The sequence below is a fragment of the Pseudarthrobacter sp. DSP2-3-2b1 genome (assembly GCF_049895945.1).
Taxonomy (GTDB): Bacteria; Actinomycetota; Actinomycetes; order Actinomycetales; family Micrococcaceae; genus Arthrobacter.
Genome location: NZ_JAFCTI010000015.1, coordinates 1 through 16,171, shown reverse-complemented (window position 1 = coordinate 16,171; position 16,171 = coordinate 1). Strand labels below are relative to the sequence as shown.

Annotated in this window: 16 protein-coding genes; 9 read left to right on the top strand and 7 right to left on the bottom strand. The window is 65.3% G+C overall.

The features are described from left to right. Positions 1–59: 59 nt before the first annotated feature. From ACP7AX_RS16495 to rraA, 3 genes are all read right to left on the bottom strand, one after another. Complete coding sequence (locus ACP7AX_RS16495) at positions 60–1,502, bottom strand: sugar porter family MFS transporter (RefSeq protein WP_426227926.1); 1,443 nt, start codon at positions 1,500–1,502, stop codon at positions 60–62. A 186-nt stretch (positions 1,503–1,688) separates the two neighbouring features. Then, positions 1,689–3,353 (bottom strand): MDR family MFS transporter, encoded by a 1,665-nt coding sequence (locus ACP7AX_RS16490; protein WP_426227924.1) that lies wholly within the window; start codon positions 3,351–3,353, stop codon positions 1,689–1,691. A gap of 91 nt (positions 3,354–3,444) precedes the next feature. Continuing rightward, positions 3,445–3,942, bottom strand: a complete 498-nt coding sequence (gene rraA, locus ACP7AX_RS16485; protein WP_131683396.1) for a ribonuclease E activity regulator RraA — start codon at positions 3,940–3,942, stop codon at positions 3,445–3,447. A 129-nt stretch (positions 3,943–4,071) separates the two neighbouring features. On the opposite strand from rraA, the gene ACP7AX_RS16480 reads away from it, so the two are divergent. From ACP7AX_RS16480 to ACP7AX_RS16455, 6 genes are all read left to right on the top strand, one after another. Further along, positions 4,072–5,358, top strand: coding sequence for an MFS transporter (locus ACP7AX_RS16480; RefSeq protein WP_131683395.1), 1,287 nt, complete (start codon positions 4,072–4,074; stop codon positions 5,356–5,358). 101 nt (positions 5,359–5,459) lie between these two features. Next, positions 5,460–6,068, top strand: coding sequence for a TetR/AcrR family transcriptional regulator (locus ACP7AX_RS16475; RefSeq protein WP_426227921.1), 609 nt, complete (start codon positions 5,460–5,462; stop codon positions 6,066–6,068). A 290-nt stretch (positions 6,069–6,358) separates the two neighbouring features. Beyond that, positions 6,359–7,573 (top strand): NAD(P)-dependent malic enzyme, encoded by a 1,215-nt coding sequence (locus ACP7AX_RS16470; protein ID WP_426227919.1) that lies wholly within the window; start codon positions 6,359–6,361, stop codon positions 7,571–7,573. Positions 7,574–7,751: 178 nt separating this feature from the next. Continuing rightward, positions 7,752–8,252: a DUF456 domain-containing protein gene (locus ACP7AX_RS16465; protein ID WP_426227917.1), complete on the top strand. Its 501-nt coding sequence runs from the start codon at positions 7,752–7,754 to the stop codon at positions 8,250–8,252. A gap of 60 nt (positions 8,253–8,312) precedes the next feature. After that, on the top strand, positions 8,313–9,278 hold the full coding sequence (locus ACP7AX_RS16460; RefSeq protein ID WP_426227915.1) for a hypothetical protein: 966 nt from the start codon (positions 8,313–8,315) through the stop codon (positions 9,276–9,278). A gap of 47 nt (positions 9,279–9,325) precedes the next feature. Continuing rightward, positions 9,326–9,685, top strand: a complete 360-nt coding sequence (locus ACP7AX_RS16455; RefSeq protein ID WP_426228043.1) for a nuclear transport factor 2 family protein — start codon at positions 9,326–9,328, stop codon at positions 9,683–9,685. Between the two features lie 7 nt (positions 9,686–9,692). Here ACP7AX_RS16455 and ACP7AX_RS16450 read toward each other — a convergent pair whose 3' ends face one another. Together ACP7AX_RS16450 and ACP7AX_RS16445 are read right to left on the bottom strand one after the other, a co-directional pair. Continuing rightward, entirely contained in the window at positions 9,693–10,964 is a 1,272-nt protein-coding gene (locus ACP7AX_RS16450) for an alpha/beta fold hydrolase (RefSeq protein ID WP_426227913.1), read from the bottom strand. Positions 10,965–11,080: 116 nt separating this feature from the next. Beyond that, positions 11,081–11,734 (bottom strand): LysE family translocator, encoded by a 654-nt coding sequence (locus tag ACP7AX_RS16445; RefSeq protein ID WP_426227911.1) that lies wholly within the window; start codon positions 11,732–11,734, stop codon positions 11,081–11,083. A gap of 105 nt (positions 11,735–11,839) precedes the next feature. Here ACP7AX_RS16445 and ACP7AX_RS16440 point away from each other — a divergent pair, with 105 nt between their 5' ends. Further along, positions 11,840–12,295: an Lrp/AsnC family transcriptional regulator gene (locus tag ACP7AX_RS16440; protein WP_426227909.1), complete on the top strand. Its 456-nt coding sequence runs from the start codon at positions 11,840–11,842 to the stop codon at positions 12,293–12,295. A gap of 4 nt (positions 12,296–12,299) precedes the next feature. Here ACP7AX_RS16440 and ACP7AX_RS16435 read toward each other — a convergent pair whose 3' ends face one another. Then, entirely contained in the window at positions 12,300–12,770 is a 471-nt protein-coding gene (locus tag ACP7AX_RS16435; RefSeq protein ID WP_426228041.1) for an Lrp/AsnC family transcriptional regulator, read from the bottom strand. Positions 12,771–13,095: 325 nt separating this feature from the next. Between ACP7AX_RS16435 and gluQRS the strand changes: the two genes are divergently transcribed. Both gluQRS and ACP7AX_RS16425 read left to right on the top strand, forming a co-directional pair. Then, on the top strand, positions 13,096–13,977 hold the full coding sequence (gluQRS, locus tag ACP7AX_RS16430; protein WP_426227907.1) for a tRNA glutamyl-Q(34) synthetase GluQRS: 882 nt from the start codon (positions 13,096–13,098) through the stop codon (positions 13,975–13,977). A 9-nt stretch (positions 13,978–13,986) separates the two neighbouring features. Beyond that, the gene (locus tag ACP7AX_RS16425; RefSeq protein ID WP_426227905.1) at positions 13,987–14,637 is read left to right on the top strand and encodes an HD domain-containing protein; all 651 of its coding nucleotides are present in this window, start codon (positions 13,987–13,989) and stop codon (positions 14,635–14,637) included. Here the strand turns inward: ACP7AX_RS16425 and ACP7AX_RS16420 are convergent. Next, positions 14,612–15,874, bottom strand: a complete 1,263-nt coding sequence (locus ACP7AX_RS16420) for a low temperature requirement protein A (RefSeq protein WP_426227903.1) — start codon at positions 15,872–15,874, stop codon at positions 14,612–14,614. The genes ACP7AX_RS16425 and ACP7AX_RS16420 overlap by 26 nt on opposite strands. Positions 15,875–16,171 lie beyond the last annotated feature (297 nt).

Here is a 16,171-nt window from a genome sequence, read left to right as displayed (position 1 = left end):
ATGTGCGTTAAGTGAGAGAGCGTTGCCCGGAAACCCGCAGGTAGTGAGAGAGGGTTCCCTCAGGCGGCGGAGCCCTTGCGTTTGTGCACGAACAGGGTCTCGGCCTGCTCCAGCGACATGCCGTTGGTCTCCGGCACCTTGAACATCACGAAGAAGAAGGATGCCGCCGCGAACAGCGCATACATGGCATAGGTCAGCGGCAGGGAAGCGGCCGCCATGACAGGGAAGCTGAGCGTGATGGCGAAGTTGGCCACCCACTGCGCGGCCGCGGCCAGGCCCAGGGCACGGGCACGGATCCGCGATGGGAAGATTTCGCCCAGCAGCACCCACACCAGGGGTCCCCAGGATGCACCGAAGCTGACCACGAAGATGTTGGCGGCCACCAGGGCCACCGGTCCCCACGCGCCCGGCAGGGAGATCTCGGAGCCTGAGCCCACAGCGGAGGAGAACGCCAGGGCCATGGTACCGAGGGAGACCGCCATGCCGATGGAGCCGGCCAGGAGGATGGGGCGGCGGCCGATCCGGTCCACCAGGGCGATGGCCACGAGGGTCACCAGGATGTTCGTGATGGACGTGGCTACGGAGATGGTGAGGGAGTCCTTCTCCTGGAAACCGACAGCCTTCCACAGGGTGGTGGAGTAGTAGAAGATCACGTTGATGCCTACGAACTGCTGCAGGACGGAGAGGATGATGCCCACCCAGACCACGGCCTGGAGCCCGAAGGTCTTGCCCCGCAGTGAGCCCTTCTGGCCGGCCAGCCTGTCCTCTTCGACGGCGGCCTGGATTTCGCGGATGTGCCTATCAGTCTCCTCGGACGGAGCGATGGAATCGAAGACCTTCCGGGCCTCATCTTCCTTGCCCTGGATGACCAGGAAGCGCGGGGATTCGGGCAGCGTGTACGCGATCCAGCCGTAGACCACGGCCGGAACCGCCGCGGCCAGGAACATCCAGCGCCAGGCCTCGATGCCGAGCCAGAACGCCTGGTCCGCACCGCCGGCGCTGGTGGCAAAGATGGCATCGGACAGGAGTGCGGCGAAGATACCCGTGGTGATGGCAAGTTGCTGCAGCGAGGCGAGCCTGCCGCGGACCTGACGGGGCGAAATCTCGGAAATGTAGGCCGGGGCGATCACCGAAGCCAAGCCAATTCCCAGGCCGCCCACCAGGCGCCAGAAGATCAGGTCCCAGACGCCGAATGCGAAGCCGGTTCCGATGGCGCTGACCAGGAACAGCAGTGCGCCGAGCTTCATGGCCGGGATCCGGCCGTAGCGGTCGGCCACCTTGCCGGCGAGGAACGCACCGGCGGCGCAGCCCAGCAGGGCCACTGCTACGGCAAAGCCTGTGACTGCCTCGGAAAGCGCGAACTCGTCCTTGATGGCATCCACGGCACCGTTGACCACCGAGGAGTCGAAGCCGAACAGGAAGCCGCCCACCGCCCCCGCAAGAGCCAGCCAGATCACCCGCTGCGGAACCTTGGCGGTTGTCTGCTCCTTGGCGATGGGCATGGTGCTCCCTGGGTTTGGGGTTGGGTGGCTGCGGTGCGGACGTCGTCGGCCGAGGTACCGGTTCGGTTGGCCGGCGCACACGCGCTACACAGTGTTCCATGCCACGGCGTCCTGTACCAGTCAAGGGTAGGATGCCGACGACGGCGGGCCGCGCCGCCGTCGTCGTCCTCCGTTTTGGAACGGGTGCTAGTGCGCCGCCACGGAAGCGGCCGCGGCATCCTTGGGAGCCGCCTTCGGGTCCGTCAGCTTCTTCTTCGGCAGCGCGAAGCTGATGAGGAAGGCGATGCCGGTGAGGACGGCGGCGGTGAGCATCACGGCGTCGATCGCGTAGGCGAAGCCCTCGGTGATGGGGCGGGTCAGCACGCTGTTTGCCGAGTGCAGCCAGCTGGTGTCATTGAGCGAATCGTTCGAGGCGCCGTTCTGAAAGAACTCGTAGAGCTTGGCGTTGGCCGGGTCCGCGGCCACGGCCGGATCGTTCAGGACGGCCTGGTAATCGGCGTTGCCCACTGCCGATTTCATGGTGTCGGCGATCCGGCCGGCGGCAACGCTGAACAGCATGGAGATGAACACCGCAGTGCCCACCGCCCCGCCCATGGACCGGAAGAACGCTGCGGAGGAGGTCCCCACGCCCATATCCTTCGACGGCACGGACACCTGCATGGCCAGGGTGAGCGGCTGCATGCAGAAACCCAGTCCCATGCCGAAGAATACCGCGATTACGCCGGGGACCCACAGAGGGGTGTCCACGCCGAGAGACAGGCCCATCACCAGCGCGGCGGTGGTGAGGATCGCCGTTCCCATGATGGGGAAGATCCGGAACGTTCCCGACGCCGAGATGGTGCGTCCGGCGGTGATGGAACCTGTCAGGATGCCCACTGTGAAGGTGATCATCATCAGGCCGGCCTCGGTGGGGGTCAGGCCCTTCACCAGCTGCAGGTACATGGGGAGCATGGCGATGGCGCCGAACATGCCAATGCCGATGATGAAGTTCAGCAGCGATGACAGGCCGAAGGTGAGGTTGCGGAAGAGCCGGAGCGGGATCAGGGCGTAGTCTCCGGCGCGCTTCTCGGCCAGCAGGAACCAGATGATGCCCACGATCCCCAGCCCGTAGCAAAGGAACGAGTTGAAGGAGGCCCAGCCCCAGCTGCGGCCCTGTTCTGCCACCAGCAGCAGCGGGACAATGGCGAGGGTGATGGCGGCGGCGCCGAAGTAGTCGATTTTCTGCTTCACATGCTTGGCCGGAAGGTGCAGGAACAGGAACACCACGGCCAGCGCGGCCAGGCCGATGGGCAGGTTGATGAAGAACACCCAGCGCCACCCGTCAAAGCCCAGGATGTTGGCTGATCCGGCGAACGCGCCGCCCACCACGGGCCCCAGCACGGAGGAGATGCCAAACACGGACATGAAGTAGCCCTGGTATTTGGCACGGTCCTTCAGGGACACAATGTCGCCGATGATGGTCAGCGCGAGGGCCAGCAGGCCGCCGGCACCGAGGCCCTGGACACCGCGGGCGATGGCCAGCTCAGTCATGGAGTTCACCGAACCGGCGTACAGGGAGCCCACCAGGAAGATCACGATGGCGATCAGGTACAGCGGGCGGCGGCCGAAGATGTCACTCAGCTTGCCGTACAGCGGCGTACTCACGGTGGAGGTAATGAGGTAGGCGGTGGTTGCCCAGGCCTGGAGCGAGAGCCCGCCGAGGTCATTGGCGATGGTGTAGATGGAGGTGGACACGATGGTCTGGTCCAGGGAGGCCAGGAACATGCCCAGCATCAGCCCCACCATCACGGTGACGATCTGACGCCGGGTCAGGGTTTCGCCGGCGGCACGCGCGGCAGTGGTTTTGGACATGGGTGCTCCAAGGAAGAAAAAGGGATTAAGCCTGTTAGTTGCTTTCGGTAACTATATTACTTCCCGATTTGTTCCTGAAGCCGGAGTTTGTTTACCGCTGGACCAGGATCCCGTCCGGATCGCACCAGACGGTGGCGCCGGGCCGGAACGTGACGCCGTCAATCACCAGGTCCACATCAACCTCGCCGGCACCGTCCTTGGCGCTCTTGCGCGGATTGGAGCCCAGCGCCTTGACCCCCAGATCCAGGACCGCGATCGCCTCGCGGTCCCGGATTGCCCCGTTAATGACGACGCCGGCCCAGCCGTTTGCCACGGCGCTTTCGGCGATCATGTCCCCCATGAGGGCAGTGCCCAGCGACCCGCCACCGTCCACTACCAGCACGGCGCCGTTGCCCGGGGTGGCGAGGGTGGACTTCACCAGGGCGTTGTCCTGGAAGCAGCGGATGGTCCGCACCGGCCCGCTGAAGTGTGAACGCCCGCCCAGGGACTGGAACTGGAGGGAGACTGACGCGAGTTCCTCGCCGCGTTCGTCGTAAAGGTCGGCGGTATTGACGGCAGGGTTTGACGTGTTTTCGGCTGGTGCGGCCATGTGGTTCTCCTTGGAGTCCGTAGAGCGGGCAGGTGCGCCTGGGAATGCCCCGGCGTATGACACGCTGCGGGGTGATGCCCACGATAGTCTGATTTTCAGAATCACCAACCGTTCCAGGGGGAACCAGCCATGAGCCTGTCCGACACACCCGCAGCAGCGGATCCCAGCCCTGCGGCAGCAAGTACGACGGCGGCGCTCGCGGAACCGACGCAGAGGGTCACCGCGCGCTGGGTGACCGGGCTGGTGCTGGTTAACGTTGGCATCAACGCCGCGTTCTTCGGGCCCATCAACGTCTTTGTCGCCGAGCAGGCCATTGGCATCGACGAAGCCAACAAGGAAGCCATCGCCTCCCTCGTCCTTGGGTGCGGCGCCGCCGTGTCCCTGGTGGCCAACCCGCTGTTCGGCGCATTGTCCGACCGGACCGTCTCCGGTTTCGGCCGGCGTTCCCCCTGGGTCCTGGCCGGTGCTGTCCTGGCAACGGCAGCGTTGCTGGCAATGTCCGGAGCCACGACTATTGCCCTGATGGTCCTGTTCTGGTGCCTGGTCCAGCTGGGCGCCAACGCGGCCTACGCGGCGATCACCGCCGCAATCCCGGACCGGGTGCCCGTGCTGCAGCGCGGCGGAGTGGGGGGACTGGCGGCCCTGGGCCAAACGGCGGGGATCCTACTGGGCGCAGTCTTCGGGGCGGTGGTGTCGGGAAATTTCATGGTGGGCTACACCATGTGTGCGGCCGCCCTGCTGTTCTCCGTGGTGCCGTACCTGTTCCACCGGAACGACCCCCCGCTGCCCAGGGAGCTCCGGCCGCCGTTCTCGTGGGGCAGTTTCCTCCGTGGCTTCTGGATCAGCCCGGCCCGCCACCCGGACTTCGCCTGGGCCTGGCTCACCCGCTTCCTGGTCAACGTCTGCAACCAGTTGACCATTGTGTACCTGATCTTTTTCCTCGGGGACGTCCTCAAACTTGAGAACCCGGCGCTGGGAGTCCTGATCCTGACCGGCATTTATGCGGTGTTGGTGATGATTACTGCGGTGATTGCGGGCCCTTGGAGCGACCGCGTGGGCAAGCGGAAGCCCTTCGTGATCGGATCCTCCGTCATGATCGCCATGGCAGGCCTCACCATGGCGTTCTTCCCCGTGTGGCCCGGCGCCCTGGTGGGCGCCGCCATCCTGGGCGTTGGGTTCGGCGCCTACCAGGCCGTTGACTTCGCGCTGCTGACGCAGGTATTGCCGCAGGCCGCGGACCGCGGCAAGGATATGGGGGTTATTAACGTGGCCGCCTCGCTGCCGCAGGTGTTCGCGACAGGCCTCGCTTTCCTCGCGGTGACGCAGTTTGGCGGGTACGTCACGCTGTTCACCACGGCGGCCTTCATTGGCCTGCTCGGCGCCGTCTTCGTGGTCAAGATCAAGGGCGTGGACTAAGCCGCCAACGCCCCGTGCCGTATAGTTGAGGCGGACTGCAGGCGGTACGGGATGGGGACGCTCCTGGCTGCTGCGCCATAAAACACAACCCCGGAATGCTGATGCCTGAGACCCCTTCCGTCTATCCGCCCATGGCCGAGAGGCCCGCCACTCCCCGCCAGCGGCTGCGCTATACCCGCATCCTGGAAGCGGCGGCAGGCTTTGCACGCAAGGGGCTTGACTCGGTGGAGCTCTCAGAGATCGCGGAAAAGGCCGACGTGCCGCTGGGCACGCTCTACCGCTACTTCCCCTCCGCCACGCACCTGATGCTCTCGCTCTACCGCCACCAGCTGGACGAGCTCCAGTCACGCACCCAGGCTTCAGCCTCCCGCTTCCGCGGCCGCGCACTCACCGGGGTGGTGATGGAGATCTTCCACATGCGCGTGATGCAGCCGGCCGTCGAGCAGTGCTTGCGGCGGGGCGTCTACCTCGAGGAGAAGGACACCACCGCCCTCCTGCGCGAGATCGACGCGCTGAGCGAAAACGCGGTTTCGGTGGCAGCCGACGACGCCGCGGCGGCACGTGTGCTCCTGCTGACGGTCACTGGTCTGGTCCAGTCAGTCCGCAACCGCCGCTTGTCGCTCTTCGAAGCCGAAGAGGACCTCAAAAAGGCGTGCACCCTGCTCGCTCCGGCATCACTCACGGTCAAAACCACCCGCCGAAGCGCGTAACCGGTCTAGACCAGCGCGGCCTTAAATGCGCTTTTTGACGTGAGTTGGATCACAAAAGGGTCCGATATTGACCGTTTTGGGCCCGTCTGGACGCTGAACGTCCATTTCGCCTGATCCAGCCTGTTTATCATTGCAGGACCGGAGTGGCTGGCAACCAGCATCTGCAAGGTCTTCACCCCGGGCCCGCCACCTTTGGGCCCACGAAGCGCCGATTTTCCCTCACCTTAAGCCTCCCTGCGCTTGAGCCTTTCCGCGCCGTGCGCCCACGGCTAGCCCCAGGAGACAACGACGTGTCCATTGACGCAATCGCACTGACCGACATCGCATCCGCCGACAATTCCGCCGCCACGGCCCTGACTGAAGCGGAGATCTTCGACGCCCACCAGGGTGGCAAGCTCTCCATCACCAGCACCGTCCCGCTGGCCAACAAGCGCGACCTTTCCATCGCCTACACCCCCGGGGTGGCCGAAGTCAGCCGCGCCATCCACAACAATCCGGAACTCGCACGGACCCTGACCTGGGCGCAGCGCCTGGTGGTTGTGGTCAGCGACGGCACCGCGGTGCTTGGCCTGGGCAACATCGGCGCCAGCGCCTCGCTGCCCGTCATGGAGGGTAAGTCCGCCCTGTTCAAGACCTTCGGCGAACTGGATTCCATTCCCCTGGTCCTGAACACCACCGACGTGGACGAGATCGTCGAAACCCTGGTCCGGCTCCGCCCCAGCTTCGGCGCCGTCAACCTGGAGGACGTCTCGGCTCCGCGCTGCTTTGAGCTCGAAGAGAAGCTCATCGAGGCATTGGACTGCCCGGTTATGCACGATGACCAGCACGGCACAGCCGTGGTGGCCCTCGCCGCCCTGACGAACGCCGCCAAGGTCACCGGCCGCGGACTGGAAAGCCTGAAGGTGGTGGTTTCCGGTGCAGGAGCCGCGGGAATTGCCGTCGCCGAAATCCTGCTCACCGCCGGCATCAGCGACGTGGTGCTGCTGGACTCCAAGGGCATCATCAACAGTGAGCGCGCGGACATTGCCGCCGATCCGCAGAGCAAGAAGTCCCAGATGGCCGGCCGCAGCAACCCGCGCGGAATCTCCGGCGGCCCCGGCGAGGCCCTGCTCGGCGCCGACGTGTTCATCGGGGTTTCCTCCTCGAAGCTCGCCGAGGACCACCTGAAGCTGATGAACGCCAACTCCATCGTGTTCGCGCTCTCCAACCCGGACCCCGAAGTCCTGCCCGAGGTCGCGTCCAAGTACGCGGCGGTTGTGGCCACCGGCCGCAGCGATTTCCCCAACCAGATCAACAACGTCCTGGCCTTCCCCGGGATCTTCCGTGGCGCACTCGACGCCGGTGCCCGCCGGATCACACCCGCCATGAAGCTGGCCGCGGCGCGTGCCATCGCGGAACTCGCCGAGGCGGACCTCTCCGCGGACTACATCGTGCCCAGCCCGCTGGACCCCCGCGTTGCCCCGGCCGTGACGGCGGCCGTCGCCGCGGCCGTGGTGGCGGAGTAACCACCGAGCGCAGCGCTCAACCAGCCGCAACCACAACCAGCCACAACGCCCGACGGCGGTGCCTCCTTACCGGGGCGCCGCCGTCGGGCGTTAACGCACTGGCTCACGCGGGCGCCAACCAGAGCGTCAACCCCGGCTATGCCCAAAGCATCCACGCAGCCGCCCTAAGCTGGAGTTCATGAACTCCGAGACTGTTGTGACCATTCTGTGCGGCCTGGCGATCCTGGTCGGGGTGGCGGGCACCGTTATCCCGGTCCTGCCCGGCAGCTTCCTGATCGGCCTCAGCCTGCTGGCGTGGGCCATCTGGGGCGGCGCCGGAACGGCCGGCTGGGTGGTTTTCGCGGTGGGAATGGCTTTTGTGCTCGCCGGCATGGCTGCCAGTGCAGTGTTGACCGGACGGAAGCTCAAGCAGCACAGCATTCCCAACCGCAGCGTGGTCATCGGCCTCGTAGCCGGTGTGGCCGGGATGTTCGTCATCCCCGTGGTGGGGCTCTTTGTGGGGTTCGCCGCCGGACTGCTGCTCAGCGAATTCCTGCGCACCCGGAACATCGGCACGGCCACGTCCACCAGCTGGGCCGCGCTGAAAGCCACCGGGCTGGGCATGCTGGTGGAGTTCGGCCTGGCGTGCCTGGCGGCGAGCACCTGGGTCATCGGGCTCTGGGTCGCGGCGGCAACGTAGCCGCGGCAGCCACGCAGACGAGGCGGCCACCTAAACGACGCAGCCACGTAGCATGGAAGCATGACCGTGGGGGATGCCAAAGGACCGATCTACCGGGATACGCGCGATCTGACGCCGTTCGGGGAGACCCACCTGCAGACGCCGGTCCGTGAGCTCGCGGGGAACGTTGGCGGGCTGCTCCACGGCGTGCTGGGCGGCCGTGACGCGGCGCTGATTTCCGTGGATGGCGAGGTCCCCAGGCTCAAGCGGATGCCGGCCCGGCAGGTAAAAGCGGTCCACGATGCCATCTTCAACAGCAAGGAACCCGAACGGCTCATCACCCTGGGCCGCACTTACCCCGGCTGGGCAGGGCTCTGTTCAGTGATGGCCGGGCTCCTGGCATACCAGCACGGCGGTTACCTGCGGGCTTCCGAACTGCTCCAGCGGGGCCTGTCCATCAAGAACGACGACGACGCCAACATCTACGCGGCCACCTATCTCACGCGTGTGGTCACCCGCGTCGAGGTTGCCGAGCGCATCGTGGTTCCCGTCCTCTTCAGCCAGGAGTCCGTGTTCCTGGCGCTCTCGCATTCCCTGCGCGAGACCGGCCAGCTGGATGCCGCCCTGCAGACGGTGGCCGCCCTGCCGCCGTCGCTGCCGTCTGCCTTGGCGCGATGTGCGCTGGCGTTCTCGCTGGGTCGTGACAAGGAAGTGGTGATCTGGACCGAGGGCCTGATGAACTCGGATGATCTTTCGGCGGCCTTGCTGCTGCTCCGCGGACGGGCGCTGCGGCGGCTTGGCCTGCATGCGAAGGCGCAGGAGGCGCTGAAGGAGGTGCTCCGCCGTCGCAAGACGGATATGGTGCTCCGCAATGATGCGCTGACCGATCGGGCCCTGCTGGTGCTGGACAACGGCCGCAAATCCCTCAACCCGCGCGACTGGCTCCGGGGCCGGCCCGCGGAACTGGAGACCTTCGAGGTCATCCGCAAGGATATCGATGAGCGCCGGCTGTGGGAGCAGGAGTGGGAGCAGCTGGACGGGAAGTAACCACCTCCGGCCTTGTGGAGTCCACCGCCCCGGAGTACAACGGAGGCATGAGCGAGGCAGTGAGGTCCTGGATGGAAAAGTACATCGCGGCGTGGACCACCAATGAGCCTGCGGATATCCGCGCGCTCTTTACCGAGGACGCCGTCTACGAGACCCGCCCGCATGACAGGGACGCGTGGCGTGGCCGCGAACAGATCGTGGACCGGTGGCTGGAGGCCCGCGATGAGCCCGAGGATTGGATCTTTGACTGGAACCTGCTCGGCACCGACGGCCCTTTGGCCTTTGTTCAGGGGTTCACGGACTACCTGGGTGACCGGCCCGTTTACGACAACCTGTGGGTTATCCGCCTGGAGCCGGACGGCCGGGCGTCGGCGTTCACTGAATGGTTTATGGAACGCAAGGCCTGAGCCGTACTCAGCTGGCTGCCGGCAGGACCCGGTTCACCATCACATCGACGAACTGGCCCTGGGTGCTGCCGTCGAGTCCGTGCCCGCCCTCCAGCCAGATCAGCTCCTTGTGCGGCGCGGAGAGCATGTTGAAGTACTCCTCGGTCAGTGATGCCATGGCGTTGACGTCATTGCGGCCCACGAAGAAATAGACCGGGACTTCGAGCGACGGCGCCTGCGCGACGAAGTCGAGGTTTTCCAGCTTCGGGTAGACCGCATTGAATGACCTGATGATGCCGAACGTGTGGTTCACCTTGTCCACCAGCCCGTATTCGGGGGCCAGGAAAGGAATGATCGGCACGATGAAGGACAACCGGGGTGTACCCATGATCTCGTTGAGAACGTCGAGGTACTCTACGTAGCGGAACACCACATTCTCGCCGCGGTAGGGCGGCGGCCCGTTGCTGCTGAGCTTCTCCACTCCGCCGGCGTCGCCCTGTTCCTGGAGACGTGCGAGGGCCAGCTCGTACCCCAGGCGGTCATTTTCGGTGGTGTTCACCATCTGGCCGCTGCTCGTGAAGGCGTGATAGAGCTCCGGATGCTCCTGCACCAGCCAGATGCCCAGGATGCTCGACCACGACACCCCATAGAGGTAGATCCGGTCCTTGCCGAACCGCTCCCGGAGCAGGTTTGTCAGGGCGGCGGCGTCCGCTACGAAGCGCTCGCGGTCCAGCTCATCGAATGGCACCGCGCCGTAGGATTTCCCGGTGCCTGGCTCGTCCCAGCTCACCACCGTGAAGTGCTGCTCCAGCGGTTCAAACAGGGAACGGGTGGCGAACCCGCCGCCGCCAGGCCCGCCCATTCCCAGGTTCAGCAGGACGGGATTGGACGTGTTGTGTCCCCTGATGGTGATCCACTGCCCTGTGCCGTTCAGCTCTACCCGCTCCAGGCTGGCGATGCTGCCGGGCAGCCGGCGGCCGTCGCCGTCGGTGATGGGCGGCGTCTCGGCGAGCAGCTGTGATGCAACCACCGCTGCCACCGCGCAGAACGCCACCGCACCCACGGCCAGCGGCCGCACCCGCGCGTGCCGTCGTCGGGCAATAAGCAACACCACCGCTGCGAGGCCGGCGATGAGCAACGGTAGCCAAACCGCCGGCGGTACTGCGGTGGACACGGGCAGCAAAAGCACCGGTACCAGCAGCAGGAGCGCGGCCACCAGTGCGAGGACAGTGGCCCAGGCCCCGGCTCGCTTTCGCCCTGGTGATTTCTCCTCGGGGCGACTGGCAGGATCGTCGGCCATCTTGGCTCCTCGAACGGGCTTGCGTCACCAGCACCTGTTTCATCAGCATAGGACCGCGCGGCGGCCGGTGGCCAGCGTCTTGCCGGCCCGCATCCGTCAGGCTCGGCCCGCATCCGTCAGGCCGTTGGGAACAGGCCAGCAACCAGCGGGACCAGTTGCTCGGACAGCAGCACCACACCCAGCAGCACCATGATGATTCCGCTGGCCAGGGTGACTGCCCGTGCGGCGCCCGGGCGGGACTGGAGGAGTGTGCGGGCGAGCAGCGCCACGCAGGTGTAGACGGCTCCGGCGAGCAGGACGAAGGTGAGCCCCAGCAGGCCGGACTGGACCGGCACCGGCAGGGCAGCGTCCGGGCTGACGAACTGCGGCACGAGGGCCACGTAAAAGAGGAGCCCCTTGGGATTGATGCCGCTGGTTCCCATGCCCTGGAGGAAGGTCCGCAGCTGGTTGGAAGGCTTCCCGACGGCGTCTGCCGCAGTGAAGGACGCACCGCGCCAGGATCGGAGGGTGCTGATGCCCAGCCAGAGGAGGTAACCCGCGCCGGCCACCGTCAGCCAGCCCAGGACGCCGGGCAGTCCGGTCAGCAACGCCGCAAGTCCGGCCACCAGCAGTACAGTATGCAGCACATAGCCTCCGCAGAGCCCCGCAACTGCAGGGACAAAACTGCGCTGCCGCAGTCCGGCGGTGATGGAGTAGGCCCAGTCCACGCCGGGGGTGCAGGCCAGGGCGGCAGCCACCAGCACGAAAGCTAAAAACAGCTGGGGGTTCATGGTTGGCTCCTGTCCGAGTGGCTACAGGACAAACCATATTGATTTTGCACGCATAAGTGCTTACCTTTTTCGCCGGGATTGAACCGTATTTGGTAAGATTCTTGCGTGATTGACCATATCGATAGGAATATTTTGCGCCACCTCAAGCAGGATGGCCGGATGACCGCGACAGCGCTTGCTGCCAAGGTGGGTTTAACCGTTGCGCCGTGCCACCGCAGGCTGCGCGATCTGGAGGCCTCGGGCGTGATCCGGGGCTACAAGGCGGACATCGATCCGGCGGCAGTGGGCCTGGGTTTTGAGGCGATCGTGTTCGTCACCCTGCGGCAGGTGGACCGCTCAACCATGGAGATCTTCGAGAACCGGGTGGCGGGCAACCCGAACATCGTCGAAGCCCAGCGGCTTTTCGGCTCGCCGGACTACCTGCTCAAGGTCATTGCCGAGGACCTGCCGGCCTACCAGCGCTTCTACGATGCCGAGCTCACGTCATTGCCCGGCGTGGAGCGGCTGACGTCCACGCTGGTGATGAAGAACCTCAAATCCAACGCCGGTCCGCCGGTGTAGCGGCTCAGTCCTGCAGTAGGCCGGATGTGCGGTAGGGGATGACCTCGCGCAGGAACATGCTGGTGGAGGTCCGGACGATGCCGGGGCAGAGCCTGATTTCCTCTGACACCCGGTAAAGATCGTCGGGGCTGCTGGCCACCACCCGGATGAGGAGATCGGTGTCTCCCGCCGGTGCGTGGCATTCCAGGACTTCGGGGATTTTACGGAGGGCAGCGATGGCCTCATTGAGGTGGCTTTGGTCCAGTTCTGCGCTGACTGCGGCAGCCACGCCACGGCCGAGGGCGGACGGCAGCACACGGCTGCTGTTGGGCCGGAGGAATCCCGACGCCGTCATCCGTTCCAGCCGCGCCTGCACCGTTCCGCGCGCAAGGCCGAGCCGTTGGGCGAGGACCATGACCGGCACGCGTGGGTCCTCATCCAGGGCCAAAAGGATGCGGCGGTCCGTGGCGTCCAGCTGCTGCTGCAAAGTGATCAGTCCCTGTCTGTAAATGTGGCGCACGTTGGTCAGTCTGACTACTTGGGAGTGCGCCTGTTGTGCCAACTGTAGGTTCTCTGCTCAAATTGTGGCAACAGGGCAACGGCTACCGCCAGCGCCCCGCAGGCTACAGGACCCCCGGCACACCACCCGGTCCCTGGACCGAGCTTCCCGCAAGGAAGCCGCCGCTGATTGACACTTGTTCACACCATGGTCACTCCGCAACCAGAGCAAGAGCCCCTGAGCCACGTCCGGACTCCCGCAGCCGGCCGTAGCTGAGGGGCTCTTGTATTAGGGGGTTGTCCTGTTGCGTAGGGTTGGTGCCATGACCCCAGCAGGCCGCTTTGCCCCCAGCCCGTCGGGCGATCTGCATGTGGGCAACCTGCGCACTGCTATCCTCGCCTGGCTTTTCGCCCGGTCCACGGGCCGGGACTTCCTGCTGCGCGTTGAGGACCTGGACCGTGCAAGGGCCGGCGCGGAGGCGGAGCAGCTCCGCGATCTGGCGGCCGTCGGGGTGACCTGGGACGGCGCCGTCGTCCGCCAGACCGAGCGGTCCGAGCTGTACAGCCAGGCGATCAGCGCGCTTAGCGGCGCCGGGCTGACGTACGAGTGTTTCTGCACCCGCCGGGAAATCCAGGAGGCGCCGTCTGCCCCGCATGCCCCTCAGGGCGCCTATCCGGGGACCTGCCGGAATCTGGGCCCTGCTGAGCTGGAAATCAGGCGGTCCACCCGGCCGGCCGCCATCCGGCTCCGCGCCGACGTCACGGAGTACACGGTGAAGGATGTCCTGCATGGCCCGTTCACCGGCATCGTGGATGACTTTGTCCTGCGCCGCAATGACGGAGTGACGGCCTACAACCTGGCCGTGGTGGTGGACGACGCCGCCCAGGGAGTCGATCAGGTGGTGAGGGGCGACGACCTGCTGCCATCCACGCCGCGGCAGGCATATCTTGCCGGCCTCCTGAATATTCCTGTTCCGGAATATGCCCATGTGCCGTTGGTGCTGAATTCCGACGGCGCCCGGCTGGCCAAGCGCGACGGTGCGGTAACCCTTACAGACCTGGGACTCGCCGGTCACTCTGCCGCCGAGGTCAGGGACCTCATCCTGAACTCCCTGAAATTGCCGCGCGGACCGCTGGAGCGGGCGCTGGCGGCGTTCCGGCCGGACAGCCTCCCGCGGGAGCCGTGGGTGTGGACCGGCGCGTAGGCTGGAACCATGTCCGAACCAGAGTTCAAAGAACCGTCCTACCCTCAGCCCGGATTCACCGTGGAGACCGCGAAGGTCCTGGCTGAAGTGGCCCACAACCGGCAGAAGGACAAGCTCAAGCGGCCCTACCGTGACCATGTGATTGCCGTGGGGGACGCGCTGGCGGACTTCGATGACGACATCCGGATCGCGGGTTACCTGCACGATATCGCCGAGGACACTCCCATCACCCGGCAGGCGCTCCTGGAAATGGGCGTCTCCGAGCGTGCGGTGGACATCATCGAACGGGTCACCAACCGGCTCCATGACAATCCCGATGACTACGCCGACGGGATGAGGTACATCGCAGAAGACCACGACGCCGCCTTGGTCAAGATCGCGGATAACGCCCACAACTCCTTGCCCGAGCGGGTCAGGGCGCTGGCCGAAAAATGGCCGGATAAGCCACCCGTCACCAAGTACCGCGATGCCCGGCCCGTGCTTTACGCCGCAGTTGAGGTCGAGGAGATCCGCAAGATCCTGGGGCGGGTGAACCCTTGGCTGCTCAAGGAATTGGATGACAGGCTGGACGAGGAAGACGAGACCGATTACGAGAACCTGTCCTACGAGGATGATCCCGGGACGGCGGATACTGCTAGCGCTGGCGCTGGGGAGAAGTAGCCCCGGATTCCAGCTTCTCCAGCGCCCGCTGCAGCCGTTCGGAGCCCCGGCGCTCGTCCACAACTATCGACACACCGAGTGCCAGCACAATGGCCAGCAGGCAGAGCGGCACCGACGCCCCGGCTGCAGCCAGGCCCACTGCGCCTGCCAACGCGGCCAGTACACAGGCGGCAACGGTGATGATGGTGCGGTCCGCGCCCACCATGACGCTGTACAGCCAAGTCAGTGAACCTTTGAACAATGCGACGGGGACGGCGATGCTGGCAACGGCCATTGCGGCGCTGATGTGGGCTTCGTGATCGATGTAATAGGCCGCGACATGAAGTCCTGCGCCCGAGGCGGCAATCGCGGCGAAGACGGGGATGTGTCCGTACCCGAACAGGTATGACTGACTTCGGCGAATGTGCAGCGCCCTGCCTGCGGGAAGCATGAAGTAGATCCACCACATGGCGAAGGCCAGTGCCGTCCCGCCGAAGCCTACGAGGGCTGCGTCAACGCTCCAGCCGTGGTTGGCCACGATGGCGCGAAGGGTTGCTATGGCGCCAATGAGGCATTCACCTAAGGCGATGATGGCGAGCAGCCCGTAGCGCTCGGCGATATGGTGCGCGTGCCATGGCGTGGTGGCTTTGCGCTCGGCCAAGTAGGGAGTCGCCATTTCGGCCAGGATCAGGGGTGCGGTCATGAGGACTGTGGTGAGAACATCGGCCTCGATTATCAGCACGGCTATCCACCCGAGCTGAACCACCGCAAGGTACTTGGCATAGCGCAGGGACGTTTGTCGGCGTGCCGGGTCCTGCCGTGCCGCTCGAAGCCACTGGGACACCAGCGCGAGCCGCATCACCACGTAACCGCCAACTATCACCCTGTTGTCTACATGTTCCCCCTCCACCAGGGAGTGGAACATGGGCTCGATTCCCATGGTCAGGATCAGTACTCCGACGATCTGGATCATGGTCACCACACGGAAGATCCAATCGTCGGTGTCGTAGGCGCTGGCGAACCACGTGAAGTTGATCCACGCCCAGATCACGGCGAACATGGCGAAGGAAAACCCAAGCAGACCCGCACCGAAGTGGGCTTCGGCGATCTCGTGGGCGAACTGGCTTCCGGCCACGCCGAATGCAATGACGAACGTAAGGTCGAAGAACAGTTCAAGCGGGGTAGCGGCGCGGTGCCGTTCCTGCGGATCACGCCCGCCCATGCGCGCCATGGCGTGCCGCAGTGGATTTGATGACATGGACCACAGATTACCGTTGGCGTGTTTCGCACTCCACAGTCACAGATGGCTGTGACACTAGGCGTCTTTAGAACTGTGGTTTTCTGCTGGACTTCGGCCCGAATCTGAGGTGACTTCCATTTCTGTCCTCGGGCACAAAACTGTTGGCCATTGACCCGTGGGCACAAACTACTGGCCATTGACAGGTAGGGACAGCTCTGGTCATTCGGAGTTGGTATACAGGACTTCCGGTAACCGGGGTGGTTCCCAGTCGGGTTCTTCGGTGGCGTAGTGTCTGCCGGTGGGTGAGATCCAGCC

Bases quoted from the DNA above. Each gene is read 5' to 3' on its own strand.
- ACP7AX_RS16420 (WP_426227903.1), bottom strand. From the start codon at position 15,874: ATGTCATCAAATCCACTGCGGCACGCCATGGCGCGCATGGGCGGGCGT.
- ACP7AX_RS16475 (WP_426227921.1), top strand. From the start codon at position 5,460: ATGCCTGAGACCCCTTCCGTCTATCCGCCCATGGCCGAGAGGCCCGCC.
- rraA (WP_131683396.1), bottom strand. From the start codon at position 3,942: ATGGCCGCACCAGCCGAAAACACGTCAAACCCTGCCGTCAATACCGCC.
- ACP7AX_RS16490 (WP_426227924.1), bottom strand. From the start codon at position 3,353: ATGTCCAAAACCACTGCCGCGCGTGCCGCCGGCGAAACCCTGACCCGG.
- ACP7AX_RS16465 (WP_426227917.1), top strand. From the start codon at position 7,752: ATGAACTCCGAGACTGTTGTGACCATTCTGTGCGGCCTGGCGATCCTG.
- ACP7AX_RS16495 (WP_426227926.1), bottom strand. From the start codon at position 1,502: ATGCCCATCGCCAAGGAGCAGACAACCGCCAAGGTTCCGCAGCGGGTG.
- ACP7AX_RS16425 (WP_426227905.1), top strand. From the start codon at position 13,987: ATGTCCGAACCAGAGTTCAAAGAACCGTCCTACCCTCAGCCCGGATTC.
- ACP7AX_RS16460 (WP_426227915.1), top strand. From the start codon at position 8,313: ATGACCGTGGGGGATGCCAAAGGACCGATCTACCGGGATACGCGCGAT.
- ACP7AX_RS16480 (WP_131683395.1), top strand. From the start codon at position 4,072: ATGAGCCTGTCCGACACACCCGCAGCAGCGGATCCCAGCCCTGCGGCA.
- ACP7AX_RS16445 (WP_426227911.1), bottom strand. From the start codon at position 11,734: ATGAACCCCCAGCTGTTTTTAGCTTTCGTGCTGGTGGCTGCCGCCCTG.
- gluQRS (WP_426227907.1), top strand. From the start codon at position 13,096: ATGACCCCAGCAGGCCGCTTTGCCCCCAGCCCGTCGGGCGATCTGCAT.
- ACP7AX_RS16455 (WP_426228043.1), top strand. From the start codon at position 9,326: ATGAGCGAGGCAGTGAGGTCCTGGATGGAAAAGTACATCGCGGCGTGG.
- ACP7AX_RS16450 (WP_426227913.1), bottom strand. From the start codon at position 10,964: ATGGCCGACGATCCTGCCAGTCGCCCCGAGGAGAAATCACCAGGGCGA.